The organism is Gordonibacter sp. An230 (genome assembly GCF_002159915.1).
Lineage (GTDB): Bacteria > Actinomycetota > Coriobacteriia > Coriobacteriales > Eggerthellaceae > Rubneribacter.
In genome coordinates, this window is sequence record NZ_NFJP01000039.1 from 1 (window position 1) to 26034 (window position 26034).

Genomic DNA, 26034 nt, shown 5'->3' on the forward strand with positions numbered 1-26034 from the left:
GGGCGGCCTCACCGTCTACGGGTGCGACGCCGCCCTGCGCTCCCTCGGGCTGCCGCCCCTGGCGAGGTGGGCCGAGGAACCTTAATACATGGGCGTGCCGTATCCCATGATCGAAGCGCTGCCGACATCGTAGGCGTTCCTCCTGCACGCATCGCCCGAGTTCCCCTCGATGGTCTCCACTGTGCGCCCGTCGCAGGATTCCACGATTCCCACGTGGTCGGACGTTCCGTCGCCCTCCCAGTCGAAGAACACGATGTCGCCAGGCTGGGGCTCTTCGCCGCCCGCTCTCCACAGCCCGGCGTCCTTGAACCACTGCACGCCCGTGGGGCAGTAGGAGAACTTGGGGACGGCGCCCGATTCGATCAGCCCGCACTCGTTCGCGCACCAGCTGACGAAGCAGGCACACCACTCCACACGGCTGCCGAACCCGTACCACGACCAGTACGGCTGGCCGCCGACGTTGCCGATCTGGCTCGCGGCAACCTCCACAATCTCGCCCGAGTCGCCCGCCACGCCGTGCAGGACAGTTCGCCACGCCGCGTCGTAGCGCTCATCGAGGAGCTCCGACAGTATCTCGCGCTGCTCGGTATCGAAGCCGTACGCGTCCGCCATCTCGTCGGCCGTCCTGCTCGTGAGGGTGATCCTCAGCACTTTCACGGTGCCGGTCTCCCCGGCGTCGCCCTCCTCGTTTCCGACTTCCGTGACCTGCCGCTCCTCCAAACTGACCTCGATGGAATTCATGTCCCAGAACACGCTCCGGAGCGAATCCATCCGGGCGTCGTCCAAGGTGATGACGTCTCGCGGGTCGGAGGGGTCGGCGGCGACCTTCACGGCGAACACGGCGAGAACGTCCCTCCACGGGGTCGTGCTCCCCGACAGAGCCACCTCGTCATGCGCCTCGGAAGCCTTCTTCTGCTCGATGCGCGCCTCGTGCTCGGCATCGAGCGCGGCCACCGCCTCGCGCAGCGTCGGGTTGCCGTCGCCCATGTCGCCTCCCGAGAAGAAGATGCCGAATGCCGAGGCGGCCACGAGTCCGACGAGGCAGATGACCACCACCGCGACTGCGGCCACGGCGCCCAGACTGCCCAGCGCGGCGATGCCCGCGCGGGCCTGGAGCGCCGCCATCCTCGCGAACCGCGTCGCCGCGGCCCGCGATGCCCGGGCCGTTCGGCGCGACGTCCGCGCGGCCTGGTGCGCCGAGCCGGCCGTCCTTGCCCGAGCAGCCCCCTGTGCGCGGCTGCGCACGCTGGAGCGGGCCGCTTCCGCCGCCCGCCTTCCCATGCGGGCCTCGCTGCGGCGGCGGATGTCGCGTATCGGCGCTTCGCGCTCGGTCTCGTCCCTGCTGCTCTTGCTCCGTCCTGCGCCCATGCCCGCGCGGCACTCCATCGCCGTCCTGCGCCCTGGAGCCCTCCCGAACGCGCGAACACCTTTCCGCAGGGTTCTTGCGCCGAGCTGCGCGATGCGATCCGATTCCCTCTGGGCGGCCGACCATTCTCCCTCCGTCTCTTCGCCGGATCCGCGGCTCCCGACGACGCCCTTCGTGGTAACGGATGCCTGCCTCACGGCCTGTCCGAGCAGGACCCCTCGGTCAAGCTCCTTTATCCCCCTCGTGGCGGCGCGCTTCTTGATGTCGGTCGGCAAATCCCGCTCCTTCCCTCACTCTCCTGGCTTGGTGGTCATCAGCCGGTAGAGCTCCGTGTCCTTCGGGAACCGGTTCACGAACGGCACCAGCGCGCTGCCGTAGCGGAGCAGACCGCAGCCCGCATCGGCGTTGGTGATGTAGCCCATCTGCTCGCGGCTGATGCTGAGGAGCTTGCCCAGCTTCTCGCGGTCGGCCGCCGCCTGGTTGAGCATCACGATGAACTCCGAGTTCGACAGCATCGTGGAGGCAAGCACCGAGTCGAGCAGGTACTCCACGTTCTGCGTGATGGCAGTGGGGAACGCGTTGCGCTTGCGGAAGCGCCGCCACGCGCTGTTGAAGAACGCACCCGAGTACTCGTTCTCGAATACGACGTGGAACTCGTCGATAACGATGTGCGTGCGCTTGCCCGCGCGCCAGTTGTCGGTGACGCGGTTGATCATGGCGTCGGTGATGACGAGCAGCCCCATGGTCTTCAGCTGCCGTCCGAGCTCCATGATGTCGTACACGAGCAGGCGGCTCCTCGTGTCTACGTTGGTGGGGTGGGCGAACGCGTCCAGCGTGCCCGAGGTGAACAGCTCCAGCGACAGCGCGAGCTCGCGCGCCTCGTCCTCCGGCTGCGCGAGCAGCTTGTCCCGGAGGTGGACGAGCGTCGGCGGCTCACCGCCGCACAGGTAGTCGGCGTACACGGCGGAGGTACAGCGGTCGACGATGGACTTGGCTTGTGGCCCGAGCCCCCGACGGTCGAGCTGCTCGAACAGGGAGAGGACGAACTCGCTCTTGTCGGCCACCGGGTTGCCTCCCTCGCCGTAGCCCTCCACCATGTCCATCGCGTTGATGTGATGAGGGCTGCCCGCAGCTATGCGCACCACCTCGCCGCCAAGGGCCTCGACGAGGCTCGCGTACTCTCGCTCCGGGTCGCAGATGATGATGTCGTCGTCGGTGGAGAGCGCCAGCATGGCTATGAGCTCCTTGGTCGAGAAGCTCTTGCCGGATCCCGGCACGCCCAGGATGAAAGCGTTGGGGTTCAGCAGCCTGGACTTGTCGCAGAGGATGGGGTTGCGGGAGATGGCGTTCTCGCCGAACCACACCCCGCCCTCGTCCATGATCTCCTGCACGCGGAACGGCATGAGCACCGCCAGGCTCTCCGTGGTGAGCGTCCGCACCGCGTCTATTCTGCGCAGCCCTATTGGCAGCGCGGTGGACAGCCCGTCGAGCTGCTGGAAGCGGAGCACCGCCAGGCGGCACAGGTGCTTGCGCGCGCAGGACAGCAGCGCCTCCGTGTCGGCATCGAGCTGCTCGGGGGTATCCGCGAAATGGGCGAGCGTGACCGTGGCGAGCATCATGCGCTGGTCGCGCGACACCAGGTCGTCGAGGAATTCCCGGCTCTCCTTGCGCTGCTGCTCCATGTCGTAAGGGACGACCACGTTGAAGTTCATGTTCGCGTTCTGCCGCCTCGTCCAGTTGGTTATGTTGGTCTCCACGCCGAGCAGCCGCTTCTCCACCTCCCTCACCGCCTCGTCCGTGGGCACGGGCGACACGTCGATGGAGAGCGCCAGCGGGCGCTTAAGGTCGGTGAGCTCGGACACGAAACCGTCGTCGATATATGAGGCGTAGTCAGCAAGGTAGAGCACGCGCGCCCACCGTCCGCCTACCTGGAGGCGGTCCGAACGGACCCCCACGCCTTCCGGCGCGACGGCATCCTTGAACGAATGGCCCCTCCGCATGCTGGAGCGCATGTCGAAGGCGAACTCCCCGTCGCCCCGGTAGAAGCCATGGAGCAGCCGCAGCTTGTCCTCCGCCCGCAGCTCGTCGCAGCGGGCCCCGAGGCGGGCGAGGTGCGACCCCATCTCTGCGGATGCGCGGTTGAAGTACGCGCGCGCCTCCTGGACGCCCTTGCGCTCGACCGCAGCGGTCACGTAAATCTCCCGCACCACGGCGTCGGCACCGGTCGCCTTCTCCACGAGCATGCCGTTGATCTCGTCCCTGTAGCGGTCGAGGCCGTCGTCCTTGCGGGGGATCAGCGCGCTCCGCCCGAACGCCTCGGCGTCGAGCCTGCGCACCGCGACGGTGATCTTCGTCTGGGCGTCGGAGTCGAACGAGTTGAGCAGTCCTGAGTAGTCGAGGAACATCGCTTCCTTGTCCTCCTTGGACGCGGCGGCGTAGTTCACGTCGCTCACCCTCCACGTCTTGGCGAATCGGCGGTCGTCGGTGAGGAACACGCCGTCGGGCCACACGCGGCGCACGGGCACGGCGTCCTGGGAGGTGCGGGGCGGCTTGAATCGGGCTCCCTTGCCCTTGCGGAGCCTCGTGGAGACGTTAGGCACGGCCGCCTCCCTTCCCGCCGCGGGCGCGCCGGCGCCCAGCGCCCGCGGCGCCGGCGTAGAGGTTCCGGGGCCTCGAGGGGAGCTCCCTCGGGGTGAGGAGCTCCGACTTGACCCACGCCCACGCCGCGCGCTCCGCCGTCATCCCATGCCAGGTGACGAATCCCAGCGCCGCGAACGGCGCGGCGCCCAGCACGCAGATCCAGGAGAGCGTCTCCAGCCCCAGCCAGGGCGACAGGCCGAAATACAGCCCGACTGCGGTGGCGCACGCCAGGACGGCGAACGCGCACTGCCGCAGCGAGAGGCCGAAGAACACCCCCTCCGTGTAATCCCGTATCTCCCGGTTGACCTTCACTTCCATGCGAGTCTCCTTTCATCGGCATAGTGATATAATGCGAACAGTTGTACGTACATGTGAAAGAAGGAGGCTTTCCCTCACATGAAGCTTTCTTTTGAGATTCCAAACGACGCAGACGGGTTCTCCCCTGCTCAGTGCCCGTTATGCAGCGAAAGGTTTGCTATCGACCCCGTTGAGGCAGAAAGCGAATCGGTTCTCGAGATCAGATGCCCAAAATGCGGAATGGCATCTGATACCTTCATCCCAGAAGAAATCGAGGAAGCCATTGAGGCGCGAATCGGCAATGCCGTTATAGACGCAATAAACAAAGAGATGAAAAAAGCCGAAAGAAGAAGCCGGGGCAAAGCTGTGCGTTTCAGGGCGAACGAAATCAAGTCGAAGCCCGAACCGAAGATTATCCCTGAAATAAGCGATCTTGATGTCGTTTTGTGCGCGCATTGCCGCAGACGTTCAAAGGTGTCCGCGTCCCTGTCGTTCTCAGCATGGACATGTCCGTATTGCGGGGTGACCAATTTCAATGAGCAATGATACGACCTTGAGAAAGACACTTTTCCTCTTTCATGCGCAGGCGAGCCGATTCATGAGATCGACGTCCGGCCAGTTTAAGGAAAACCTTGCGACATTCCTCAGGTTCCTTGAGGAAGAGCCCATGATCTGCGAGTACGTTAATGGCTGCCTGGATATTTCGACGATGAGCGAAGCCGATGCCGAATCCATGGTAGATCGTGCAAGGCAAAGCGCATGGTCGCCGTTCGAAGTGGTCGGAGGGACCACCGAAGACGAAGTTGCCAGGATACTGTTTATTCTTCGCGACATGAGGCGAAGGGGGATCGATGGCGCCGATCTTTTCTTCTACAGGTACGGACACGGCTCGAGGAAATACGATGTCATGGTGGGAAACTTCCTTAAAGAAGTCGCTTTCCTCCTTATCGAACATATCGAGAACCACCTAAAGATGAAGGGGATCGAGATGGGTTTAGACCAGAAAGGCCAGCAAATCGTCACCGTCGAGGGGTCAAGCGACGTGCAGATAGTGGCGGCATCAGGATCGGCGTCAATTACCGGCAACCAGTCGTTCGTATCGTCCAATCCTGAAATCGAAAACGAAATTGCCGCTCTGCGGGAAATCGCCATGTCTCTTGCCGAGGAGGACAAGGGGATGGTTCTTTACAACGTACAAGTGCTAGAGGAGCAGGCGAAGTCGGGGCATCCTGTAAAGGCTGCAGTTGCAACGGCTCTCGGTGCGATTAAGAAAGTAGGCTCCGCTTGTGCCTCCAGCGCACAGGTTCTTGCCCTCGTTGATAGGATAGAGGAGTTTTTCAGCCCCTTTTTCTAAGCCTCTCACAGCCCCATCATCTCCCGCACCACGCGGTCGGCCATCCTGACCATGCCCGTGAGCACCAGCATGTTGAACACGAGTTCGCCGACGTAGGACCACACCTGGGTCACCACGGGCGCCTCGGCGTCCACCACGGGGGGCGCCGAGGCGAACAGCGAGAAGATCACGCAGGCGAGCAGGATGACCGCGCCCTCCAGGCATACCGCCCCGTAGCTCTTGAGGAATGCCTTGCCGACGGACTGGCTCGGCTCCCCGGCGAAGGTGGACAGGGGTATCGGCGCGAGCGCGGTGTACATATATATCTTGAAGAACCTGCCGTAGACCGACAGGATCATGACGAACGAGAGCACCGTGATGAACAGGCCGCCGAGCAGCGTGACCGCCCAGAGCGGTATGGAGTTGAGGAAGTCCACTCCTTCGATGGCTTCTATCATCTCGGGCGGCAGCGCGCTCGGAGACGTCGAGGAGAACCCCACGGCGTCCATCATCGACGCTATGAGACCCTGCACCACGTCGAGGAACGCCATCATGAGCTCCAGCCCGTACACGACGGCTGCGTGGGCCAGCACGAACCTCACGAAGAGCTTCAGCACGACTTCAGGGCGCTTGACCTCGGTGAAGGAGCCGCAGGTCTTCACGAGGCCCGACAGGAAGAACAGGACGAGCAGCGCGATTCCCACCGCCTGCACGGCGCCGTGGATGGAGAGGATCGCGTCCCAGATCCCTCCGCCCTTGAACTCGGAGGGAGCCGCGGTGAGCAGTCCCACTATCTCGCCCATCTTCTCGTTCCATGTGTCGAGCGCGCCCTGGAGGTTGTGCACTATCCAGTTGTCGGATTCCAAGCTGCGGCCTCCTTTCGGGACGTTGCGTTTCGAGTTACCCCACGATCAGGTCGAGGATTTCCTTGGCGAACGTGATGATCACGCCGCCCGCGAGCGTAAGGAATCCGTTCGCGCGCTGGGAGGGGTCGTGGCTTTTGAGGGACAGCCCGACCTGCACCACCCCGAACCCGAGCAGGATGAGGCCTATGGCCCTGATGAGGCCGAATATGAACGTGGATAGGTTCTCCACTGCGGCGAGGGGGTCGGTGACTGCGAACGCCGCGCCCGCGGGGACGAGTGCGAGCAACGAGACGGACCAGACGACGAGTGCCGCGCGAGCGAGCAGCCGCGTCCTTCCCGCGCGCGCGGCTGCCGGCTTTTCTTCTCTTTCCATAGGCTATTCTCCTTCCTTTGCTCCCGCCGCCTCGGCGGCGAGAAGCTCTTCCGTTTCGGTCTCGTCGAGGACGACGGCGCCTCCGGTCGACTGGAGGACGGGTGCGGCGGGGGCCGGAGGGGCGCCCGCCGCCACGCTGGCGGTCGCCCTGTCGCACCTTCCGTGCTCGTAGGGGGCCGCCCCTCCGGCGGCGGTGAGGCGCGCGTTGGGGTGGCGCGATATGTCCAGCTTGAAGTCGAGCATGGGACGCTCGCCGCGCACGAACAGCAGCGCGCGGGAGTTGTCGAGCATGCGCACCTCGTCGGAGGTCATGAGCTCGCGGCCCGCGATCTGCTGGTTGGTGGACCAGCTGCCGCCCCGTCCGGTGCTCTTCGCGTGCGTGTCCAGGTCTATGGTCTCCTTGCCCAGCAGCTCGCTTACGTACTTGTGGGTGGACTGCTCGTTTCCGCCCAGGTACAGGAACTCGTCGCAGTTGCCCACGATGGACTCCCACTGCTTGTCGAACAGCGCCTTGATCTGGGCCATGTTCTGGATGATGATCGACGCCGACACGCCGCGGCCGCGCATGGTGGACAGTATCTTCTCGAAGTCGTCGGGCAGGCTCACGTTGGCGAACTCATCCATCAGGAAGTGCACGTGGACGGGCAGCTGGCCGCCGTACTTGCCGTCGGCGAGCGCGAACAGCTGCTGGAACAGCTGGGTGTAGAGCATTGACACGATGAAGTTGAAGCTGGTGTCGTTGTCGGGTATCACCGCGAACAGGGCCGCCTTCCGCTCGCCGAGCGAGGGCAGGTCGAGCTCGTCGGCGGCGGTGAGCGACGCCAGGCCGTCGAGGTTGAACTTCTCGAGCCTCGAGGCGAGCGTCACCTGGATGGATTTGAGGGTCTTAGCCGATCCCGACCGGTAGCTACGGTAGTACTTCAGCGCGATGTGGCCGGGGTCCCTCATCTCCAGCCGGTCGAACAGCTCGTCGAGGACGGACGCGTAATCGTCGTCGTCCTCGCGCACCTCGCCCGCGCGCAGCATCTCCATGAGGGTGGCGTAGTTCTGCTCCTCGGGCGGGGCCTCGTGCTTCAGGTAGAGCAGCAACGCCAGGTGCAGCATGCCCGCGGCCGTGTCCCAGAAGGGGTCCTGGCTCTGCGAGCCCTTCGGCGTGGTCGCCTTGAACAGGTTGGTGTTGAGCCGCTGGGCGTCGGCGTCGTCGCGCACGTAGGCGAGCGGGTTGTAGCAGTGCGACCTGCCCATGTCCACGAGGTCGAGCACCCTCACCTCGAAGCCCTTGGCCTCGAGCAGGCCGCCCACGGTGCGCACGATCTCGCCCTTGGGGTCGAGCACCACCATCGACACGTTTCCCTGCGCGGCGTTGGGCAGGCAGAACCCGCGCGTCTTGCCCGCGCCGGAGCCGCCCACCACGAGCGTGTTCATGGACCTGCGGTGCGCGTGCGTGTCGTAGCTCATGCGGAAGCTGCGGGTGAGCAGCTTGTCGCCGGAGGGGTCGCGCCCGCGGTATCGCCGGGCTATGGCGCGCGGGTCCCCCCACTCGGCGCTGCCGTGCTCCTCGCCGGGACGCAGGTTTCTCCTGGTGAGCAGATACGCCCCCGCGCACGCCGCGTAGACGGCGGCGAACAGGGCGGCGCAGCGCGCGCTGCCCGGGACGAGCCCGGCCGAAAGCGGGTCGGCGAGGGACGCCGCGAGCGCGGGGAGCGAGAGCCCGCCTTCGAGCGCGGGCGCGACGACGAGGCCGGCCAAGGCGGCGAGGGGCGTGCCCGCCGCCCAGGCGGCGACCTTCCCCGCCGAGGGCCGCCTCATCGCGCGTCCGATCTCTCGCGGCCCCGCTCGGGCGGGGCCATCCTGTCGGACAGGTCGCGCGCGGCCCTGCCGATCTCGTCGAGCGCGGCCCGCACCTCCCGCGCATCCGCCCCCGGCGGGGCGGGGGGCGCCAAGGCGGCGGGCTCGCCGAGGCCGAGGCGCCGGGCGACGATGTTCGCGGCCAGGTCCGCCTGCGCCGCGCGGGCGTCCCGGTCGTAGCCCTCTCCGCCTCGGGCCATGGCCGCATGCGCCGCCTCCGTCGTGAGCGCGCGGAGCAGCTGCGGCTCGTCGAGGCCTCGCTGCACCCGGATGACGCCGGCGGCGTGGTCGTATTCCGCGGAGGGCCCGCCGAGATCGTCCGAGGGCTCTATCCTGGCGGGAGGGTGGGATACGAGGGAGGCGAGCGCGGCGTGGGGGTCGGCTTTGCGCGGCAGGCGGGCGCGCGCGGTCGTCTGCGAGACGTCGAACACCTTGCGCACGTCGTACAGGACTCCGATGCTCCCGTCGTCGCGCACGTACTCCTTCGTGGGCTCTATGATGTGGATGGCCTTCTCCCCGCGTTTCACCGCCGCGCCCAGTCTCCGCCAGTGGTCGGCGGTGCCGACGCGCGTCGCGCCCGGCATCCTGTCGGCTATGAGCAGGATGTTGGTCGCGGAATGGTGCGGGAGCGCCGCGGCGACGCGCAGGTACGATTCGAGCGCGGCCGGGTCGGAGTTCGCCCGGAGGGCGGCGGCGTCCGCCCGCGCGAACGCCTCCTGCCGCTCCTGCCGCTTCCGCTCCGCCCACGCCCGCTTGTCGAAGGGCTGGGCCCCCGGCGGGCCCTCCGCCCGCGTCCCCATCATCTCGTAGATGTCGCTTTCCATGGGCTACCTTCCTTTCTCCGCTGCGCGCGGCCTCGCCCCGCGCCCGCCCGCCGGCGCCTTCCTGCCGGCGGCGATGGACGCCATCTCGGCCCTGACCGACGGCTTCCCCCCGTTGCGGGGGATCGGTTCACCAGCCCCTCCTGATGGCCGACTTCTCCCGGATGTAGGCTCTGACCGAGTCCCTTTCCCCGGGCGGTCTGCTAAAGGGGCGCCGCCCTCCTTCGCCGGAGGGGCGAGCAGGTCCTCGAGAGAGGGGGCGTCCGTGGCCCGATGAGGGCTCGGCACCTCCGGCTCGGGCGCGCTCTCCGAAGGTTCCCCGGGGCCGTTCCGGCTTCCTGGCCCCCTCGGGGGCGCGTCGCGGGCGACGCGGGCGAACCCGTGCCGCTCGGCTATGCGGTTCACCTTGCTCGCGTCCTCGGCCCGCACCAGCAGGTCGACCGATTCGGAATCGTCCTTCTGCTTGACGACGGTGTACACGATGCCGTAGCGGCGCGCCTCCCGGGCGAAGGTGCCCAGGTCGGCGCGCCGTATCGGGAACACGCGCAGCTCCTTGCCCGACCGGAGGAGCGCGGCGAGCCGCGCCTTGCCGCGCGTCTTCTGGCTGCTCGCCATCGCGGCCGCCAGCATCGCGGCGGCGTCCCTAGCGCCCGCTCCCGTGATGCGCAGCGCCACCTCGGCGCCTTGGAGGGTCATGCGCACGATCTGGTCAGCGGCTTCGCTCGATGCGTCCATGCTCTGTCTCCTTCCTTTCCGTTTCGTCCCGCCCGCCGCGCTCGACCTCCGCGATGCGCCGCGCGAGCCCCGGGCCCCTTTCGCGGATGCCGTCGCAGAGCCCCAGGTCCCGCCTGATGCCCTTCAGCTCCGCGGCGATTTCCGCGATCCGCGGGTTCGGCGCCGCCGGCTCTCCCCGCGCCCTGCGGAGGCGCCTCGCCTCGTTTCGCAGCGCGCGCCGTTCGCCGTCCAGGGCCGCCATGCGCTCTTTGAGCGCCTCTTCGTGGGCGAGTAGCTGCCCCTCCGTCTCGATCCCGTTTTGCGTGAGCAGCGCCAGCTCTCGCGAGATCGCGTCGAGGTTGCGGAGGTCCTCGCGCAGCAGGAAGTGCATGCGGGGGCCGCCCGCGCCCTGGCGGCGCGGAGCGTTGAGCATCGCCATGTAGCGCCGGTACAGGCTCACGAGGGAGCGGGCCGGGACGGGCGTGGGCTTCGCACGGGTCGGTCTGGGTCTGCCCACTGGCAGGCGGGGGCGGGCGCTCGAGAGGATGCGCGCGGATATGCCTTCGTAGGAATACCCGTCCCCGAAGTTGCGGCGCAGGCGTACGAAGCGCTCCTTGCCGGGCGGGCGCACGGAGATGTCCTTGCCCGTCTTCACCTCGTAGCCCATCGCCCGCAGGTTCGCGTAGAACTGGCGCATGGTGGACGCGCGCGCCACGGCCTCGTCCGCGTCGGCCTTCACGAGGGAGCGCCACGTCGGCCTGCCGTCGCGCTCGGCGCGCCACTCCGCGTAGTGCCTCGACCTCCCCGGCTCCGGGCGGTCGACCACCGACAGGCCGCGCCCCCGGCACAGCCTGTCGGACGCGCCGCGCATGGCCCGGTAGCAGGCGGTATCGCGGTGGAGGCGCCTGCCGTCGGCGAAGGAGACGGAGTTGATGACGAAGTGGTTGTGCAGATGCGCCTTGTCCAGGTGCGTGGCCACCACCACCTCGAACCGCGCGCCCCACAGTTCCCGCGCGAGCGCCACCCCGATTTCGTGCGCGGTCTCGGGGTCCGCCTCGCCGGGCGCGAACGCCTGGTAGCCGTGGAACGCGACGATGCCGCCCTCCTTGCCGTACTGCCGCTTGGTGGCGTTCATCTCGGCGAGCGCCGTCTCGGGCAGGCAGTTGACGCCGGAGACGTAGCGCTGCTCCTCGGTCTTGCCGGGGTCCGCGGCGTAGAGGATCGCGGCGCCAACGCCCTGGCGTTCCCACTCGTCGGGCGCGCCCTCGGTCTTGGCCGGGTTCTCCGCGTAGCCCAGCACGCGGGCGAGCCGCCCCTCCACCTTCCATATCGAAGTGACGGCCAATTCAGCCCCTCCTTCCCGGCTCCTTGACCGCCGCAGCTATCTCGGCGAGCGCGGCCTCCAGCTTCCGCGCCTCGGCGTCGTAGCGCGCGGCGTCCACGACGTTCAGGACATGCGCCTTGCGGGCTATCTGGTTGAGGTTGCTCCCTATCGCATGCAGCTCGCGCGCCATCGCCAGGTAGTCGGGCGGGGGCTTGGGCTTCGGCTCGATGCCGCCTATGAGCGCCCGCAGGTATGCCTCCTGCGACCAGCCCGCCGCCCCCGCGGCCGCCTTCAGCCGGGCCAGCTCGTCCTCGGTGAGCCTCACCGTCGCCTTCCGCGTCCGTCTTTCCACGGGACCGCCTCCTCTGCGGGGGTTGCAGGGGATCCCCCTGCCTCGGCCGAATGCCAGCATTCGGCGTTGCTTGCTGGTACGTGGCGGCGTTCCGCCGCAGGGGCGGCGGGCTCCGCGACCCGCCGAGAGAGGGGCCTCACCTCGCCCTGCCCGCATCGGCCCTCGCCCCGCGCGAGTACCTCGTCGTCAGGAACTCGTTCACGTCCTTCCCCGCAGGCGGGTGCGCGATCCGCGCGGGGACCCCCCGCGCCTCCAGCGCGCGTGCGACCGCCGTCGCCGCCGATTTGCCGGCGTCGTCGTTGTCGAGGTGCAGCCTGACTTCGCGAACGTCTCCGCCATGGTCGTCGAGGTATTGCCTGAGCGGGGCAGGCAGGCCCGGCCCGCCGTCCGCCGAGCGCGGCACCGCCACCCCGCCGAGAGACAGCATCGCCCGCCCGCGCCACTCGCCGCCCTCGATCTCCACGATGGTGGCGAAGCTGAGGGCGTCGATGGCCGACTCGAACACGTGGAGCCGCCCGTCGGGCCTGCCGCCAGGGAGGCTGAAGGCGAAGCGCTTGTCGGAGCCGGGCGCCTCGCCCTTGTAGCTTCCCCTGCACGAGCGCAGCGCCGCGTAGCGCGGGGCGCCGGAAGGGTCGCGCCCGACGAACACGGCGTGGGGCGACCCTTTTCGCAACGTGCCGTAGACGTCGCCGCGACTCATGAGTTCGGCCGCGACGCTTTCGGATACGCCTCTCGACCGCAGGTAGCGCGCCGCCTCGTCGTCCGCGCAGCGGCGCGGCAGGCGGAACGGCTGGCGTCCGGGCGGGGCGGCGCGCTCGGGAGGCTCGCGGAGCCGCGCGGGCGAGATGGCCGGGCTCCCTTCGAGCAGATGCTCGGCCGCGTCGAGGAAGGACATCCCGCGCACCTTGACGAGGAAGTCGAGCGCGCTCCTGCCGCCGATCCCGCGGCTCCACCAGTACCACTTGCCGTTCGAGATTTTCAGGCTGTCGTGCTCCTTTGTGCAGAAGGCGGCAGGCGACACCCGCACGAGTTCGTCGGGCTCGCGCTCCCTGAGGTAGGTGAGGAGGTCTATCCGCTTGATTTCGGAGACGACCTCGGGAGGTATATATGGCATGATGAACTCCTAAAAGCTTCTTCGGAAAGGAGGAGGTACGGATGACGACTTCGGTCGAATGGGATTATTTCCTGTCAATCGAGGAGGACTTCATTAGGACGATTCCCTTCGTTGAGCCTCGCGAAGGAAACTTCGACACCTATTCAACGCAATATGCGAAGATTCTCCTTGCGGCCGCTTCCGAAACGGATACGGTGCTGAAGCGACTGTGCAAGACGATCGATCCCAGCTGTAGGAAAAAGAGTGAGCAGGGCTATCGCGAGTTCTTGGTGAAGGGGAAAAGAGTTCCGCTCTTAAACGCCAAAGCGAAGTCTTTGCGTTTTGGCCTGTCCTCCACGCCTTGGGCAAGCTATGATTTCGACAATCCTCAGACTCCCGAATGGTGGACCGCATACAACAAGGTCAAGCATCATTTGGACGAAGGTTTCCGCAGGGCAACGCTTCGAAATACTTTCGATGCGATATGCGGCCTTTTTGTATCGCTGCTGTTTCTGTATGAAACGGAGGGGCTTCTCCAACTATCCCCCGCACCTCGGCTTCTCGATGTTGAGGAGGGGTTCAGGGCAAAGAGGACCCGCTTGATAAGCACCGAAGAAACGGCATTGTTGCTCATTGCAAATCTTCCAGATGACCGACGTAAATTATTCGAGGACGCCTTCTCTGGCCCATCCTAAAGCCCCCTCTATCCGCCGCCCGATCCATGCGATGACCGGGACTGCCATGGAGTTGCCCAAGGCCTTGTAGCGCTGGGTGTCGGGGGCTGGTTTGCCTCGGTATTCCACGTCGGTCCACCCGTCGGGGAAACCTTGGAGCCTCTCGCATTCGACCGGCGTCAGCCGTCTCACGGCAGGCCCCTGCATCACGTGGCTCGCCTGCTTCGTCCCGGGCTGCGCGGCGAGCGCGCCCACGTGGTCGCCCGACTCGCCGACCAGCCTCACCTCGTCGCGGACGTTCTGGGAGAATGCGGCGACGGGTCCGATGTTCGCCGGCGACCCGCCTACTTTCAGCGCCCCCGCGAGCTCGATGTCGCACGAGGCGTTGGCCGAGTCGCCGGAGAGGCACGCCATCGGCGGCCCCTTCGCGGAGCACGCCGTCATGCACCCGCACAGCTCCTCCGACGCCGACGCGTTGGGGTTCGTCGAGGCGATTCCCAGCACCCTGGGTTCGGTCGCCCCGCCGGGAATGGCGACGGCGTGGCGGTCCGCGGCGGTGAGCGTGTACATCCCCGATTCGTCGGGATCGCAGAACCCGGCGCCGTTGCCCCCGGCGGTATCGCTGCGGTCTATGACGTTGCCCACGATCCCGAAGCACACCGCCGGGCAGCGGCCCGCGGTCACGGTCGGCGAGCGCTCGTCGGAGTATCCCACCCCCTTCGCGGCTGCGGAGGCGTTGAACTTGAAGCCTGCCGCTCCAGCGCCCCCTCCAGCTGCGCGGGCAAGGGCCGCCCTCTTTTCCTTGCTCGACGGAGTATCCCAGCGCAGGCCCTCGCGCTCAAATAGTATTTCGCAGGCACGGGCCGCGTCTCCAAGCACTCCGACAAGAAAGACACGCTCGCGTCTTTGGGCCAGGCCGAAAAACTGCGCGTCCAGAATTCTCCACGCCAAACCGTACCCGACCTCATCCATCTCCCTGAGCAGGAGTCCGAAAGCCTTCCCGCCCTCGCACGAGAGCGCTCCCGGCACGTTCTCCCACACGAAGCATCGAGGACGGATCTCACGTACAGCCCGAATGTACTCGAGCATGAGGCCGGATTCGCCCGAGAGCCCCGTCCGGCTTCCGGCGACGGAGAAGCTTTGGCAGGGGCTCCCCCCGATGACGACGTCCGTTTTCCCATGCAGCTCCTTCCAATCGACTTCGCGTATATCGCCCAGGTTGGGCACGTGCGGGAAACGCGCCGAGAGCACCGCGCGGCAGAAGGGGTCGATCTCGCTGAAGGCGACCGCCTCCCACCCGAGCGGGCCCCATGCGCAGCTGGCGGCCTCGATCCCCGAGAACAGGCTCACGTACCTCATAGCCCCGCCGCCCTTCGCAGGGGGACCTCGCGCTCGCACACCTCCACGATGTGCTGGCACAGCTCGTCGGGTATCCGGCCGCGCTCCCTCGCGTTCGCCAGCCCCTGCGTGCCCGTCTTCGACCCGCGCGGGGCCGGCTCGTGGCAGGGTGCGCCGTTCCTGCAGGGCGGGCGGAAGGCCGGGTCGGAGGCGTTGGTGAAGATGTCGGTCGGCTTCATCACGCGCGCGCCGTACTGGCAGTAGGTGACGGTGTGGCGCGGGACGATCGCCATCATGTCCTGCTTGCGCAGGCCCGCCCGGGGGTTCTCGATGAAGTAGAGCGCCGGGCGCAGGTCGCGGATGAGGCGGAGCATGGCGAGGTCAACTCGGTCGCATTTGAGGGCGTATTCGCTCACCGCGTCCAAGTTGCCCGTGTTGGCGTTTTTCCTCCTGTGGCGGGAGATTCCCGCCATGGAGAAGGTTGCGCAGTCCGGCGACGCCCAGATCACGTCCGGGGCGCCGAACATCCATATGACGTCTCGCGGCTTCAGGAACTCGATGTCGGCGTGCAGGTCGGCGGGAAGCGACTCGTCCCACTCCACCGAGAAGACCTCGTGGCCGCGCGCCTCGAAAGCCTTGCCGATGGAGCGCGTGCCGCTGAAAAGTTCAAGGACCTTCATAGGGCTCCTTCGCATATAAAGGAAGCGCCCCGGCTGTGCCGCGGGCGCTTCCTGTCCTGATTTATTCGGTTGTTTCTGGAGGGGCTACTGGTAATGCCCCTTGCAGGAGACGATGAGCAGCGCATCGCCCTCGATCTTGTAGACCAGCCTGTTCGCGGCGTCTATGCGCACGCTGGACAGCCCGAAGCGGCTGTGCTTCAGGCGCTCGGCCTTGCCCATGGGGGCGGAGCCGGGCTCGCCGGCGCTCCGCTCGATGTCCTTGATGAGCTTGTTGATCCGCTTCAGTGTCTTCCTGTCCTGGGACTGCCACCATACGTAGTCGTCCCAGGCGGGATCGCTCCAGACCTTCCTCATCTACGCCTCGACCAGCTCGTGCTCGGACGCGTTGCCCTCGAGCATGGACAGGTAGATCGAATCCATCTTGGCCGCGAACTCGCGCTCGGTGGGGACGGGCGCCGTCACGGCGAAGGGGAACCCGCGGTGCGCCACGAACTGCCGCGCGAACACGTTGAACACCGCCGTGGGAGTGAGGCCGATGTCGGAGGACACCTCCTCCAGCTCGCGCTTGAGGTCGGAGTCGAGCCTGATGTTGAGCGTGCTTGTCGCCATGATGCCTCCCAATGAGAAACCTTCCTTTCCGATGATTGTACATCAATGCTATACAATATGCACCTGAATTGCACCTTATGTGGCGCAAAATGATTATCTATCTCTCCATAAGGAGCTCCTTCTCGACGGGCCTTCCATCTTCGCCGCCATCGCAGAGCAGCTCGGGGCCTCCCTTCCCCATGTCGAGGAGGGCGTCGAGCTCGGCGAGGCGGGCGGACTTCTCCCTCAGCCGCTCTTCATGGGGGAACGGCTTCGAGGCCTCCTCCCGGGCCGCGGCGAGCTGCCTCCTCGCCTCGTCGGCCTTCGCGCGGCAGTCCTCCAGCTCGCGCGGGATCCTCGCCATCGCGTTGTCGATCCTCGTTACGATTCCGGAGGGGTCGGATCCCATGGCGCACCTGTGGCGCGCGTCGCCGACGATGACGACCTCGAACGCGGCGTCGACGCGGTTGAAGTAGAGCTCGAGCGAGAACCCGCGGTACGCGCCCAGGGGCTCGCTCCGAGCGTCCGCCGCCAGGCCGCATGCGGCGATGATCGCCTCGCCTGCTGCGGCGCGCCCGCTTTGCACCGTTCCGCGGACCTCCATGAGGAACGCTTCCTTCGCGGGCGGCGGGTTGGCCCGCGCCCTCTCCGCGTCGGCCTCCAGCTTCTCGGCCTGCGACGCGAGGGCCGCTATCCGCTCCGGGTACTCCCTCGCCGCCTTGTCCTCCAGCGCGTATCTCTGGGCGAGGTGGTCCGCCTTCAGCACCCTCAGGCGGGACACCTCCACCTCGAGGTCCATCCTCTCCTTTATGAGCGGGTTTCCCGTGGCGAGCGCCTTCAGCTCGGCGTAGGAGAGCGCCGCCTCATCCACGTCGGACGCCGACCTCACGGGCGACTTCGAGGTCATGACCTGCCCGATGAAGCGCTGCTTGCCCTCGACCACCTGGTACAGGTACGCATCGAAGGTGCCCTCGGTCACGTAGCGGTACGCTTCGACCTCCTCGTTCATGTTCCCCTGGCGCTCGATGCGGCCGAGCCGCTGCTGGAGGTCGGCCGGCCGCCACGGGCAGTCGAGGTCGTGAATCGCGACAAGCCGTCGCTGCACGTTGGTCCCCGCGCCCATCTTCTGCGTCGAGCCCATGAGGATGCGCACCGCCCCGGAGTTCACCCTGCCGAAGAGCGCCAGCTTCTTCGCCTCGGTGTCGGCGTCGTGGATGAAGGCGATCTCATCATCGGGCACGCCCCGCTCCACGAGCTTGCGCCTCAGGTCGTCGTACACGCTGAACCCCGCGCCGCCCTTCGGTGTTGACAGGTCGCAGAACACGAGCTGGGTGAGGCGCTCGTTCGCTCCGTCGCGCCAGATGCGCAGGACGTTCTCCACGCAGGCGTTGACCTTGCTGCCCGCGAAATCGGGCAGGTCCGGGTCTTGGAGCCTCTGGTCAAGGGCGATCTTGCGCCCGTCGTTGGTTATGAGCAGCATGTTGTCCTTCTCGGCGGGTACGCGCCCGGCCCTCACCGCGTCGGCGCGCTCCGCGAGCCCCGCCACCAGCTCGCGCTGGATCGGCGACGGCTGGACGGCCACGCTGCGCAGGCGCACCCTCGGGACGGGCAGCTCCAGCATGTCTGCCGTCTGCACGTCGGCGACCTGCTTGAACGTCGCCATGAGCTCGGGCAGGTTGTAGAAGCGCGAGAACCGCGTCTTCTGGCGGTAGCCGGTGCCTTCCGGGGCCAGCTCCAGCGCCGTCACCGTCTCGCCGAACGTCGAGGCCCAGCAGTCGAAGTGGGACAGCCCCAGCCGTTCCAGCTCGCCGTACTGGAGGTAACGCTGCATCGTGTAGAGCTCCGCCATGGAGTTCGACACCGGGGTGCCCGTGGCGAACACGGTGCCGCGCCCGCCGGTCTGCCGGTCGAGGATGCGGCACTTCATGAACAGGTCGGAGGACTTCTTGGCCTCGCTCTGGGCGATGCCGCCGACGTTGCGCATCTTGGTGTGGAAGAAAAGGTTCTTGTAGTAGTGGGCCTCGTCGACGAAGATCCGGTCGACGCCCAGTTCCTCGAAGGTGAGCACGTCGTCCTTGTCCGACTGGTCTGCCAGCTTGGCGAGCCTGGCCTCCAGCCGCTTCTTGGTCGCCTCCATCTGCTTTACGCCGAAGCGCTCGCCCCTCTGCGCCTTGAGGTCGGAGATCCCGTCGGCTATCTCGGCTATCTGCTCCTCGATGAACGCCCGCTGGCGATCCACCGAGACCGGTATCTTCTCGAACTGCGTGTGCCCGATGATCACGCCGTCCCAGTCGCCCGACGCGATGCGCGCGCAGAACCGCTTGCGGTTCTGCCTTTCGAAGTCGCGCTTCGTCGCCACGAGCAGGTTCGCCGCCGGGTAGAGGCGCATCCATTCCGAGGCCCATTGCCCGGTGAGGTGGTTCGGCACGACGAACGTCGGCTTGCTGCACAGCCCCATGCGGCGAAGCTCCATCGCCGCCGCGGCCATGGTGAACGTCTTCCCCGCGCCCACTTCGTGGGCGAGGAGCGCGTTGCCGCCGTAGAGGATGCGCGCAACGGCGTTCCTCTGATGCGGCCTCAGCTCGATCTCGGGGTTCATCCCGGGGAACCGGAGATGCGACCCGTCGAACTCGCGCGGCCTCGTCGAGTTGAACCTCTCGTTGTAGACGGCCGTCAGCCGTTCGCGGCGGGCCGCGTCGGAGAAGACCCATTCCTTGAAGGCGGACTTGATAGCGTCCTGCTTGGCGAGCGCCACCGCGGTCTCCTTCCTGTTGAGCACCGCCTTCTTCCTGCCGTTCTCGTCCTCCGTGTAGTCGACCACGCGCGCGTCCTTCAGGTTGAGGGTCTCCTCGATGATCTGGTAGGCGCTCATGCGGCGGGTGCCGTAGGTCGACAGCGCCCGCACGTTGGAGCCGTCGCGTCCCTTGCCCTCGATCCGCCACTGCGCCGTGACGGCCGAGTACCGCACCGCGATGCGCTCGCGCACCCAGTAGGGCGGCTCCAGGAGCTCGATGATGAAGTCCCGCACGTCGTCGGGCGGGATCCACGTCGCGCCGAGGCGCACGCCGATGTCCGCTGGCCCGATGTCGGGCGGCAGGGCGGCGCGCAGCGCCTCGGCGTTGCCCGCGAAGGCGGGATCCGCGGCGGCCGCGGCCTCGGCGACGCGCAGCTTCGCGCGTACGTTGCCGGACAGGTACTCGTCGGCGGGCTGCCATTCGGGCTCCCCCGGGGCGGCGTCAGGCGCGCGAAATATCTGGCCTGCGAGCCCCGCAGCCACCTCGTCCTCCGAGACCCCCGTGAGCCGCGCCATATAGGGCAGGTCGACCTTCCCTCTCTCCGACAGGGACGCCGCCAGCGCCTCCTGGGGCGTGTCCGCGCTCTCCACGGGCACGTTCGGCCTGATGGTTCTCTTCCGCAGGATGTCGGCCTTCCTGAGGAGGCCGCCGTCCTCGTCGAGCACCTCGAGCGCGCACAGCAGCGGGTAGGATGAGTCCTGCTTGAAGGCCGCCGCGTTCGCGCGGGAGCTCAGAAGGCCGTGCTTCGCGGTGTAGGCGTCGTAGAGGCCGTTCAGACGGGCGCGCGCCTCCTCTATCTCGGACTCCGGGGCGTCGTCGCTCTCGAGCCCGATGAGGCGCCGCGCGCAGTCGCGAACGCCCATCATGCCGCGGATCCTCTCGGCGGCCGTCTTCGAGGGCGTCTGGGGATGCATGCGCGTCCCCATGCGGAAGTAGACGGTGCCGCCCTCCTCCGCATACGACCAGTCGCGCACGCGCGGGTCGGCGGGGACCGAGCCGTCCGAGGGGGCCGGCTCGGGCACGGCGAGGGTTGGTATGCTGGCCGCTATCCTGCCGAGGGCTTCGCGCAAATCGGCCTCTAGGTCGCTCCCTGGCCTCTCCCGGCATTCGACGTCGGCCCTGCCGTAGGCGTTTCTCGTCGCGGCGAGCTCGCCCAGGACCATCTCGGGATGGGAGACGAAGTAGGAGCTCACCTCCACGCCCGTCTCGGTGCGCTCTGTGTGCACCCACTCCGGATCGCAGGCCTCGGGCCTCGCGCGCTTCTGCATCACCACCACGTCCGCGGTGACTTCGGTGTGCGGGGCGAACGCCGTGCTCGGCAGGCGCACCGCGCCCAGGAGCTCGGCCCTTTCCGCAAGCCTCCTGCGGGCGGTGCCGCTCTTCTTGTCCAGAGTGCCCTTCGAGGTGACGAACGCCACCACGCCGCCCGGCCTCACCAGGTCGAGCGCGCGGGCGAAGAAGTTGTCGTGGACGAGCAGCCCCTCGCCCCTGTGGCGCGGGTCGTCCACCTGGTAGCTCCCGAAGGGGACGTTGCCGACCGCCACGTCGAACGAGTCGTCCGCAAGGTCGGCGCCCTCGAACCCGCAGTTGCGGATGTCGGAGCCGGGGTTGAGCGCTCGGGCGATGCGCGCGGTGAGGGGGTCGAGCTCCACGCCGACGAGCCGGCTTCCCGCGAGCGATTCCGGCATGCCCCTGAAGAACGCCCCCGTGCCGCACGACGGCTCGAGCACGCTGCCCCCCGCGAAGCCCATGGCCTCTATCGCCTCCCATATCGGGCGGACGATTCCGGGCGGCGTGTAGAAGGCGGTGAGGGTGGACGCCCTCGCGGCGGACCACTCCTCGCCGGTCAGCAGCGCCCTCAGCCGTTCGCGTTCGGCCGGCCATTTGGTCGACGATTCGTCGAACACGTCGGCGAGGCCGCCCCATCCGACGTAGCCCGCGAGCGCCGCGAGCTCCCCCGGGCCGGCGTCTCCGCCCCCTTCCTCGACGCGCAGAAGGGTCTCGATGGCGAGGATGTTTGCGCGCAGGCGCTCGAGCGGAGGCTCGCGCCGTCGGTTGGCGGCGCGGTCGGCCTCCGGGAAGAGGATGGGGAGCTGTCCCTGCTCGGCGGGTTTCTGCCCTGGAACGGGGGAAGCGGGCGAACCGCCCGCTTCCCCCGTTGCCCTTTCGCTGCCGCCCGCCGACGGCGGTTCCTGTCCTAGGCGAAGACCAGCTCGCGGATCGCCGTCGAGCGCGCCTCCTCCCGGATCGCGCCCATCTTCGCCGCCCAGCCCATCGGGTCGGCCGACTTCATGGCCTCGTCCACTCCCTGGCTCGCCGCCATGCGCGCCGTCAGGTCGTCCGCCATCTCCTGCGCCAGCCTCTCCGTCTCGGCCAGATGGCTCGTCAGCGCCCCGTCGGCCAGCAGGCTCGCCCGGAGGGCCGGTTTGCGTGCCTTCAGGTGCTCGTCTCTCATCGCCGCGAACGGACCCAGGGCCGCCTGGCTCTCCTCCGTCGTCAGGCGCGGGACCGTCGTTCCGTCCCTCTCCTCGTAGGAAAGCTTCATCCTCGCTCCTTTCTGCCGGTTCAGGATTCGGATTATCCCCGGAGGGCGCATCCGGCGCAAATGTGCGATTCGCGCGGGGGCCGCGTGCGGCGGCGAGCTCCCGCAGCGCCGTTTCGGCGGCGTCCGACACGGCGCACCCCAGGACGCTCATCGAGTGCGTCGTGTCGAACAGGCGGAGCGCGCCTTCCATGCGAGGAGATGCGGGGAGGATCCCCTCCAGGCCGCACCTCGCCGCTATCTCGTACCCCGCCGACGCCGCAGCCAGCTCCATGAACAGGGCCTCGGCCTCGGAGGACGGCAGCCCCTCGAGTCCGCTGCCCCTGCGCGCCTCCCCAAGGGACTCGAGGTGCGGCGCGGCGGCCGGCTCCAGGATGGCCGCCGCGGCATCGAGGATGGCCCCGGCGGCCCCCGATCCGCTCCCGGTGCCGAACGCGCTTCGAAGCGCCTCCTCGATGGCGGGCTCGTCTTCCGGCCCGGGGCTCCAGAGGTTCAGGGGCCGGGCGCCTTCGCCGGCGGCCGTGTCCGACACGTCGAAGTAGTAGCGCAGCTTGCCCGTGCCCGGCTCTCCGAAGACCGCGATGCCCACGGAGCCCCGCCGCACCCTGCGGCCGAACACCTTGTTCCATCGCTCCAGCTCGAGCACCGCGACCGCATCGGGCCTCTGCGCGTAGACGAGGACCTGTTCGGGGAAGGTCAGCTTGTAGTTGCGGCCCGCCGATGCCAGGAAGGCCCTCCACTCCTCGGGGCTCGCGCTCAAGCTGGAGAGCGTTTCGCGGTACAGCTCTTGGATGGTCGGATACGTGCTCGCCAATGCGCCGCCTCCTTCGGGTGCGTTTGTTCGGTTCGCAGGGATGCCCCGCCTTGCCGCTCGGGGTAGAATCCGGGAGCCCGCCGTTCCGAGGGAGGTTCCCATGAGGTTGAAGCTCGTTTTGAAGGTTCTCGTCGCCGTGGTCGCGGTCGCGCTGGCGGCCTACGTCTGTCTCGTCGCGTTCGGGGTGTACACCGCGCTCGACAGCGCCACGGCGGGATACTCCGCCCGCTAACGGGCTATGTAAGGAGCGGGGGGACCCGCTCCCGGCTTGCGATGGGCTAGCGCTCCTCGCCGCCTTCGGTGCCTTCGAGGTACTCCTCGTCCTTCTTGCGTGCGCGCCTCATGGCGATCGCCAGGCATCCGAGGCCCGCCGCCGCCACGACCGCGGTCGCCGCCGCGAGCGGCGCGAGGTCCACGCCGGTCTTGTCGAACGGCTCGCCCTTGCCTTCGGGGACTGCGGAGGCGGCGTCCGCCATGGATACCGTCTGCACTTCGCCGACGGACCCGATTTCGAACTCGATGTCAGCCGCCAGGTCGTAGCCCTCGGGCGCGCTGGCCTCGTGCAGGGTGTACGAGCCAGGCTCGAGCTTCTCGATGCGGTGGGGCTCATCCCCAGACACCCATTCGGCCACGACGTTCCCGCTCTCGTCGAGCAGCTGCATGGACGCGCCGAGCAGGAGGTCTCCCGTGCCGGCGTCGATCTTCTCGAAATCGACCTTCGTATAATCGTCCTCCATGGTCACCTTCTGGGCGACCTGGCCCGACACGACCTCGAACTCGACGTCGTTCGCCACCAGGTAGCCCTCCGGGGCGATTTCCTCGTGCAGGGTGTAGGAGCCCTCGTCGAGCACGATCTCATGGGGTTCGTCCGAGGAGACCCACTCCTCGACCACGTTGCCGCCGGGGTCGATCACCTGGAGCGTGGCGCCCGGAAGCTCCTCGCCCGTGGCTATGTCCGTCTTGGAGAGGGACACGTGCGGCTTGTCCGCGTTCGTGAGAGTGCCCAGGTCGACGGTCGCGCCGTCGCGGTACACGCTCACCTCGAAGGCGGGGATGAGCTCTCGGTCGGAGTTGGCCTCGCAGGGCTGCTCCTCAACGATATAGGTATCGTAGGGCAGCGCTCCCAGTCCGTCGTCGGGGTCGCCCCCGCCGAACCAAACGCCCGATTCGGAGGTGCCGCCGTTGGTGTCGGCGGTGTGGGGGTTCCACGATGCCGCCGTGGAGGCATATCCGTTCGAATCCGTGACGATGACGTGGCTCTCTCCCGTGGCGGCGCTCGTGATGGAGAACGGGATGCCCGCCATGCGGGCCTGGTCGCCCTCGCTCACTTTCACGAGCTCGAGGTCGCCGCGGACCACCTGCTCGGTGAGCTCGTCGGCCACCTCGTACTCGAAAACCGCCGATTCGCTGCCCGCCATGTCCGCCGTGACGGTGATCTCGTGGGCCTGCGGGTCGGGAAGGTAGCCCTCAGGGGCCTTCGTCTCCTTGATGGTGACGGTTCCGAGCGGGATGCCCTCGAACACGAGCTCGGAGTTCTCCACGACGCCTGCGACGGTCACTTGCTCCCCGCCGTAGAGGTACGTCGCCTCGTATTCCGCGCCGTCGAGGGACGCGCCGCCTTGGGGATCGGGCAGCAGGGTCTCAGCGTCCTTCTTGACGAGCGTGAGGTCCACCGTCACGGGCGCGTCGGCCGCGTCGACGTGTGCGTCCTCGCCCGATATCGTCACGGCGAACTCCTCTTGGGAAAGGGCGTAGCCGTCGGGGGCGCTGATCTCGCGGACGGTGTAGTCGCCGCTGGGCAGCTTCTCGGAGGTCTGCCCGTGCCCCGCCTCGTCGGTGGTGAACTGGGCGACAAGCTCGCCGCCCTGGTACACGCCGTACACCGCCCCCGCGAGGGTGTATTCCTCGTTGCCGTCCGTCACGGCGACGTCTGCGCTGGTCTTGTCGAGCGTGATGTGGCCGCCTTCGGAAAGCCCGCGGTACACGACGAAGCTGGCATACGCCTTCCCATGGCCGCCGTTGATGCCCCACATGTAGTCGAACCGGCAGTTGCCCGTCCCGAATCCCTCGTACCAGGCGTGGTACACGGTTGCGCCCTCCCCAGCGATTGCGCAGTGGACGGTCGCCCCGGACGAGTTAGAGAACACGATCACGTCTCCGGGCTTCACCGTCCCCGCGTCGAAGGCGGAGTTGTAGTCGCCTGCGGACGAGCCTCGGAACACCTCGTGGGACCCGCAGAACTGGGCGATGGCGTCCGTTCCGCAGTTGCCGGGGCTTCCTCCAGGCCATCCCAGCCCGTACACGTTGGCGATGACCCATCCCACGAAGCCCGAGCAGTCCCAGCCCGACGTGTCCTTCCCGCCCCAAACGTAGGGCGTGCCCATCAGGCCCTCTATCTCTCCTTTCACCTCCTCCCAGGTTGCGTCGCTGAGCGATTCGTCGGCCGCGTATGCGACGTCCGCGCGGGACGAGAACCCCGCGAAGACCGCGGTTGCGACGAGGATGGCCGCGAGCATGCAGCGGAGGACCCTGCCCGCCGCCCGGTCGTTCGTCGTCTGTGCTTTCATGCGTTTCTCCTTGCGTTGTCGGTTGGCGCTGCGTGTTGGATGCTCTGCTTCGCCTACATCTCTGACCTCCCTTCTCCCGGCGCCCGTCAGCTTTCCGAAGGCTGGGCGTACACGAGGGTCCGCTCGTTGGCGTACGTCGTGTACGAGCAGGTGACGAAAACGAAGAGCTGGGACGCCTTGTCGTTGTTCGCGATTTGGACGTCGCATTCCGAGAACCGCTGCTCGTACCAGGCGCGCATCTCTTCGGGCGACGAGAAGTCGGTTCGTTTGAGGGCGGAGGACCCGTCCACCACATCGGCGGCGGACACCTCGAGCTCCACCACTCCCTGGAGGGTGGCGAGCGTGATGGTCGGATGGGAACGTGCGAACGCCTCGTCGGAGTAGCGGGCGAAGTCGGCGAACACAGTCGTGGCCCCGAAGCCCATGTTGTGGCCGAACACCACCGTGCATGCCCCCTCGAATCCGTCGCACGCCGCGTCTACGTAGGGGCATCCGTACGGGTTCCACGAGCGGTAGGCGTCGTGGTCGAGGTAGTACGTGGGATCGTCGTCCGGGGCCTGCGCCACGGCGTAGTCGATGGCGGTTCCGTCCACGCTGACCCAGCCGATGATGTCGGGGTTGGCGCTGCGCCAGTACTCCCAGTCGACTGCATCGGGCTCTTCGTCCGCACCCGCCGAAGAACCAGCCCCTTCTCCTGCTGCGGCCAGGGTTTCGTCGGGTTGCCCTCTGGGGTTCGGAACAACGGACGAGGCGCTTCCGCCCGCCAATGCCAGGAACGCCGCCATGCCCCCGCAGAGCACGAGGAGCGCGAGTCCGACTGCGAGCCAGCACGCCGCGCGCCTCTTCGGTTTCCTACGCTCTCGGTTCGTCATTTTTCCTCCGGAAAACGGGGAAGCGGCTCCGCGAGCCGCTTCCTTGGTTCCAACTCTGTTCTGTGGCTTTTCTTCCGTGGGGCTACCCATCCTTTCTTCGGCTGGTAATCCTCGCGGGAAGGGGGTGGGGTGTGGGG

At 67.4% G+C, this 26034-nt stretch carries 23 protein-coding genes; 4 read left to right on the forward strand and 19 right to left on the reverse strand.

The genetic code is table 11. The annotated features are described in order from the left end of the window. Positions 1-81 precede the first annotated feature (81 nt). Genes B5F40_RS14585 through B5F40_RS14595 form a run of 3 tightly spaced genes read right to left on the reverse strand, consistent with a single transcriptional unit; the run spans position 82 to position 4324 of the window. A complete protein-coding gene (locus B5F40_RS14585) occupies positions 82-1641 on the reverse strand; it encodes a C40 family peptidase (protein ID WP_087195002.1) in 1560 nt (519 codons plus the stop codon). A gap of 15 nt (positions 1642-1656) precedes the next feature. Beyond that, on the reverse strand, positions 1657-3966 hold the full coding sequence (locus B5F40_RS14590; protein WP_087195003.1) for a VirB4-like conjugal transfer ATPase, CD1110 family: 2310 nt from the start codon (positions 3964-3966) through the stop codon (positions 1657-1659). After that, entirely contained in the window at positions 3959-4324 is a 366-nt protein-coding gene (locus B5F40_RS14595) for a PrgI family protein (RefSeq protein WP_087195004.1), read from the reverse strand. Before B5F40_RS14595 ends, B5F40_RS14590 begins: the two co-directional genes overlap by 8 nt. 78 nt (positions 4325-4402) lie before the next feature. Between B5F40_RS14595 and B5F40_RS16070 the strand changes: the two genes are divergently transcribed. Together B5F40_RS16070 and B5F40_RS14605 are read left to right on the forward strand one after the other, a co-directional pair. After that, entirely contained in the window at positions 4403-4849 is a 447-nt protein-coding gene (locus B5F40_RS16070; RefSeq protein ID WP_140396521.1) for a TFIIB-type zinc ribbon-containing protein, read from the forward strand. A 7-nt stretch (positions 4850-4856) separates the two neighbouring features. Then, a complete protein-coding gene (locus B5F40_RS14605; RefSeq protein ID WP_087195006.1) occupies positions 4857-5657 on the forward strand; it encodes a hypothetical protein in 801 nt (266 codons plus the stop codon). A 5-nt stretch (positions 5658-5662) separates the two neighbouring features. Here B5F40_RS14605 and B5F40_RS14610 read toward each other — a convergent pair whose 3' ends face one another. From B5F40_RS14610 to B5F40_RS14645, 8 genes are all read right to left on the reverse strand, one after another. Further along, positions 5663-6502: a hypothetical protein gene (locus tag B5F40_RS14610; protein ID WP_087195007.1), complete on the reverse strand. Its 840-nt coding sequence runs from the start codon at positions 6500-6502 to the stop codon at positions 5663-5665. A gap of 34 nt (positions 6503-6536) precedes the next feature. Then, positions 6537-6875 (reverse strand): formate hydrogenlyase, encoded by a 339-nt coding sequence (locus B5F40_RS14615; protein ID WP_087195008.1) that lies wholly within the window; start codon positions 6873-6875, stop codon positions 6537-6539. A 3-nt stretch (positions 6876-6878) separates the two neighbouring features. Next, complete coding sequence (locus tag B5F40_RS14620; RefSeq protein ID WP_087195009.1) at positions 6879-8684, reverse strand: VirD4-like conjugal transfer protein, CD1115 family; 1806 nt, start codon at positions 8682-8684, stop codon at positions 6879-6881. After that, positions 8681-9547, reverse strand: a complete 867-nt coding sequence (locus B5F40_RS14625; protein ID WP_140396522.1) for a hypothetical protein — start codon at positions 9545-9547, stop codon at positions 8681-8683. The genes B5F40_RS14620 and B5F40_RS14625 overlap by 4 nt, the downstream gene beginning before the upstream one ends. Before the next feature lie 3 nt (positions 9548-9550). Continuing rightward, positions 9551-10279 (reverse strand): PcfB family protein, encoded by a 729-nt coding sequence (locus tag B5F40_RS14630; RefSeq protein WP_087195010.1) that lies wholly within the window; start codon positions 10277-10279, stop codon positions 9551-9553. After that, positions 10254-11603, reverse strand: coding sequence for a relaxase/mobilization nuclease domain-containing protein (locus B5F40_RS14635; RefSeq protein ID WP_087195011.1), 1350 nt, complete (start codon positions 11601-11603; stop codon positions 10254-10256). The genes B5F40_RS14630 and B5F40_RS14635 overlap by 26 nt, the downstream gene beginning before the upstream one ends. Position 11604: 1 nt before the next feature. Continuing rightward, positions 11605-11934, reverse strand: a complete 330-nt coding sequence (locus B5F40_RS14640) for a plasmid mobilization protein (RefSeq protein ID WP_013978588.1) — start codon at positions 11932-11934, stop codon at positions 11605-11607. A gap of 136 nt (positions 11935-12070) precedes the next feature. Further along, entirely contained in the window at positions 12071-13048 is a 978-nt protein-coding gene (locus B5F40_RS14645) for a toprim domain-containing protein (RefSeq protein ID WP_087195012.1), read from the reverse strand. 41 nt (positions 13049-13089) lie between these two features. On the opposite strand from B5F40_RS14645, the gene B5F40_RS14650 reads away from it, so the two are divergent. Then, positions 13090-13722 (forward strand): hypothetical protein, encoded by a 633-nt coding sequence (locus B5F40_RS14650; RefSeq protein ID WP_087195013.1) that lies wholly within the window; start codon positions 13090-13092, stop codon positions 13720-13722. Here the strand turns inward: B5F40_RS14650 and B5F40_RS14655 are convergent. The 6 genes from B5F40_RS14655 to B5F40_RS17005 all read right to left on the reverse strand — a co-directional run bounded on the left by B5F40_RS14655 (position 13690) and on the right by B5F40_RS17005 (position 21698). Next, complete coding sequence (locus tag B5F40_RS14655; protein WP_087195014.1) at positions 13690-15060, reverse strand: DNA cytosine methyltransferase; 1371 nt, start codon at positions 15058-15060, stop codon at positions 13690-13692. The genes B5F40_RS14650 and B5F40_RS14655 overlap by 33 nt on opposite strands. Further along, the gene (locus B5F40_RS14660) at positions 15057-15719 is read right to left on the reverse strand and encodes a DNA methyltransferase (RefSeq protein ID WP_087195015.1); all 663 of its coding nucleotides are present in this window, start codon (positions 15717-15719) and stop codon (positions 15057-15059) included. The genes B5F40_RS14655 and B5F40_RS14660 overlap by 4 nt, the downstream gene beginning before the upstream one ends. 84 nt (positions 15720-15803) lie before the next feature. Then, positions 15804-16073: a Txe/YoeB family addiction module toxin gene (locus tag B5F40_RS14665; RefSeq protein WP_087195016.1), complete on the reverse strand. Its 270-nt coding sequence runs from the start codon at positions 16071-16073 to the stop codon at positions 15804-15806. Further along, positions 16074-16328 (reverse strand): type II toxin-antitoxin system RelB/DinJ family antitoxin, encoded by a 255-nt coding sequence (locus B5F40_RS14670; RefSeq protein ID WP_227154076.1) that lies wholly within the window; start codon positions 16326-16328, stop codon positions 16074-16076. It lies immediately after the preceding gene. 97 nt (positions 16329-16425) lie between these two features. Next, complete coding sequence (locus tag B5F40_RS14675; protein ID WP_446718606.1) at positions 16426-20853, reverse strand: DEAD/DEAH box helicase family protein; 4428 nt, start codon at positions 20851-20853, stop codon at positions 16426-16428. A 446-nt stretch (positions 20854-21299) separates the two neighbouring features. Continuing rightward, on the reverse strand, positions 21300-21698 hold the full coding sequence (locus B5F40_RS17005; RefSeq protein WP_420870961.1) for a TnpV protein: 399 nt from the start codon (positions 21696-21698) through the stop codon (positions 21300-21302). Positions 21699-22558: 860 nt separating this feature from the next. On the opposite strand from B5F40_RS17005, the gene B5F40_RS16860 reads away from it, so the two are divergent. Next, positions 22559-22690, forward strand: a complete 132-nt coding sequence (locus B5F40_RS16860) for a hypothetical protein (RefSeq protein WP_255396429.1) — start codon at positions 22559-22561, stop codon at positions 22688-22690. A gap of 46 nt (positions 22691-22736) precedes the next feature. Here the strand turns inward: B5F40_RS16860 and B5F40_RS14680 are convergent, their stop codons facing one another. Continuing rightward, positions 22737-25025, reverse strand: a complete 2289-nt coding sequence (locus B5F40_RS14680) for an MSCRAMM family protein (RefSeq protein ID WP_087195019.1) — start codon at positions 25023-25025, stop codon at positions 22737-22739. An 86-nt stretch (positions 25026-25111) separates the two neighbouring features. Beyond that, positions 25112-25897 carry a class B sortase gene (locus B5F40_RS14685; RefSeq protein WP_087195020.1) on the reverse strand — a complete coding sequence of 262 codons (786 nt, stop codon included), beginning with the start codon at positions 25895-25897 and terminating at the stop codon, positions 25112-25114. Positions 25898-26034 lie beyond the last annotated feature (137 nt).

Coding starts and splice junctions, on each gene's coding strand:
- B5F40_RS14595 (WP_087195004.1), bottom strand. CDS start 4,324: ATGGAAGTGAAGGTCAACCGGGAGATACGGGATTACACGGAGGGGGTG.
- B5F40_RS16070 (WP_140396521.1), top strand. CDS start 4,403: ATGAAGCTTTCTTTTGAGATTCCAAACGACGCAGACGGGTTCTCCCCT.
- B5F40_RS14615 (WP_087195008.1), bottom strand. CDS start 6,875: ATGGAAAGAGAAGAAAAGCCGGCAGCCGCGCGCGCGGGAAGGACGCGG.
- B5F40_RS14620 (WP_087195009.1), bottom strand. CDS start 8,684: ATGAGGCGGCCCTCGGCGGGGAAGGTCGCCGCCTGGGCGGCGGGCACG.
- B5F40_RS14625 (WP_140396522.1), bottom strand. CDS start 9,547: ATGGAAAGCGACATCTACGAGATGATGGGGACGCGGGCGGAGGGCCCG.
- B5F40_RS14630 (WP_087195010.1), bottom strand. CDS start 10,279: ATGGACGCATCGAGCGAAGCCGCTGACCAGATCGTGCGCATGACCCTC.
- B5F40_RS14645 (WP_087195012.1), bottom strand. CDS start 13,048: ATGCCATATATACCTCCCGAGGTCGTCTCCGAAATCAAGCGGATAGAC.
- B5F40_RS14650 (WP_087195013.1), top strand. CDS start 13,090: ATGACGACTTCGGTCGAATGGGATTATTTCCTGTCAATCGAGGAGGAC.
- B5F40_RS14655 (WP_087195014.1), bottom strand. CDS start 15,060: ATGAGGTACGTGAGCCTGTTCTCGGGGATCGAGGCCGCCAGCTGCGCA.
- B5F40_RS14660 (WP_087195015.1), bottom strand. CDS start 15,719: ATGAAGGTCCTTGAACTTTTCAGCGGCACGCGCTCCATCGGCAAGGCT.
- B5F40_RS14665 (WP_087195016.1), bottom strand. CDS start 16,073: ATGAGGAAGGTCTGGAGCGATCCCGCCTGGGACGACTACGTATGGTGG.
- B5F40_RS14670 (WP_227154076.1), bottom strand. CDS start 16,328: ATGGCGACAAGCACGCTCAACATCAGGCTCGACTCCGACCTCAAGCGC.
- B5F40_RS14675 (WP_446718606.1), bottom strand. CDS start 20,853: ATGGGCTTCGCGGGGGGCAGCGTGCTCGAGCCGTCGTGCGGCACGGGG.
- B5F40_RS17005 (WP_420870961.1), bottom strand. CDS start 21,698: ATGCGCCCTCCGGGGATAATCCGAATCCTGAACCGGCAGAAAGGAGCG.
- B5F40_RS16860 (WP_255396429.1), top strand. CDS start 22,559: ATGAGGTTGAAGCTCGTTTTGAAGGTTCTCGTCGCCGTGGTCGCGGTC.
- B5F40_RS14680 (WP_087195019.1), bottom strand. CDS start 25,025: ATGAAAGCACAGACGACGAACGACCGGGCGGCGGGCAGGGTCCTCCGC.
- B5F40_RS14685 (WP_087195020.1), bottom strand. CDS start 25,897: ATGACGAACCGAGAGCGTAGGAAACCGAAGAGGCGCGCGGCGTGCTGG.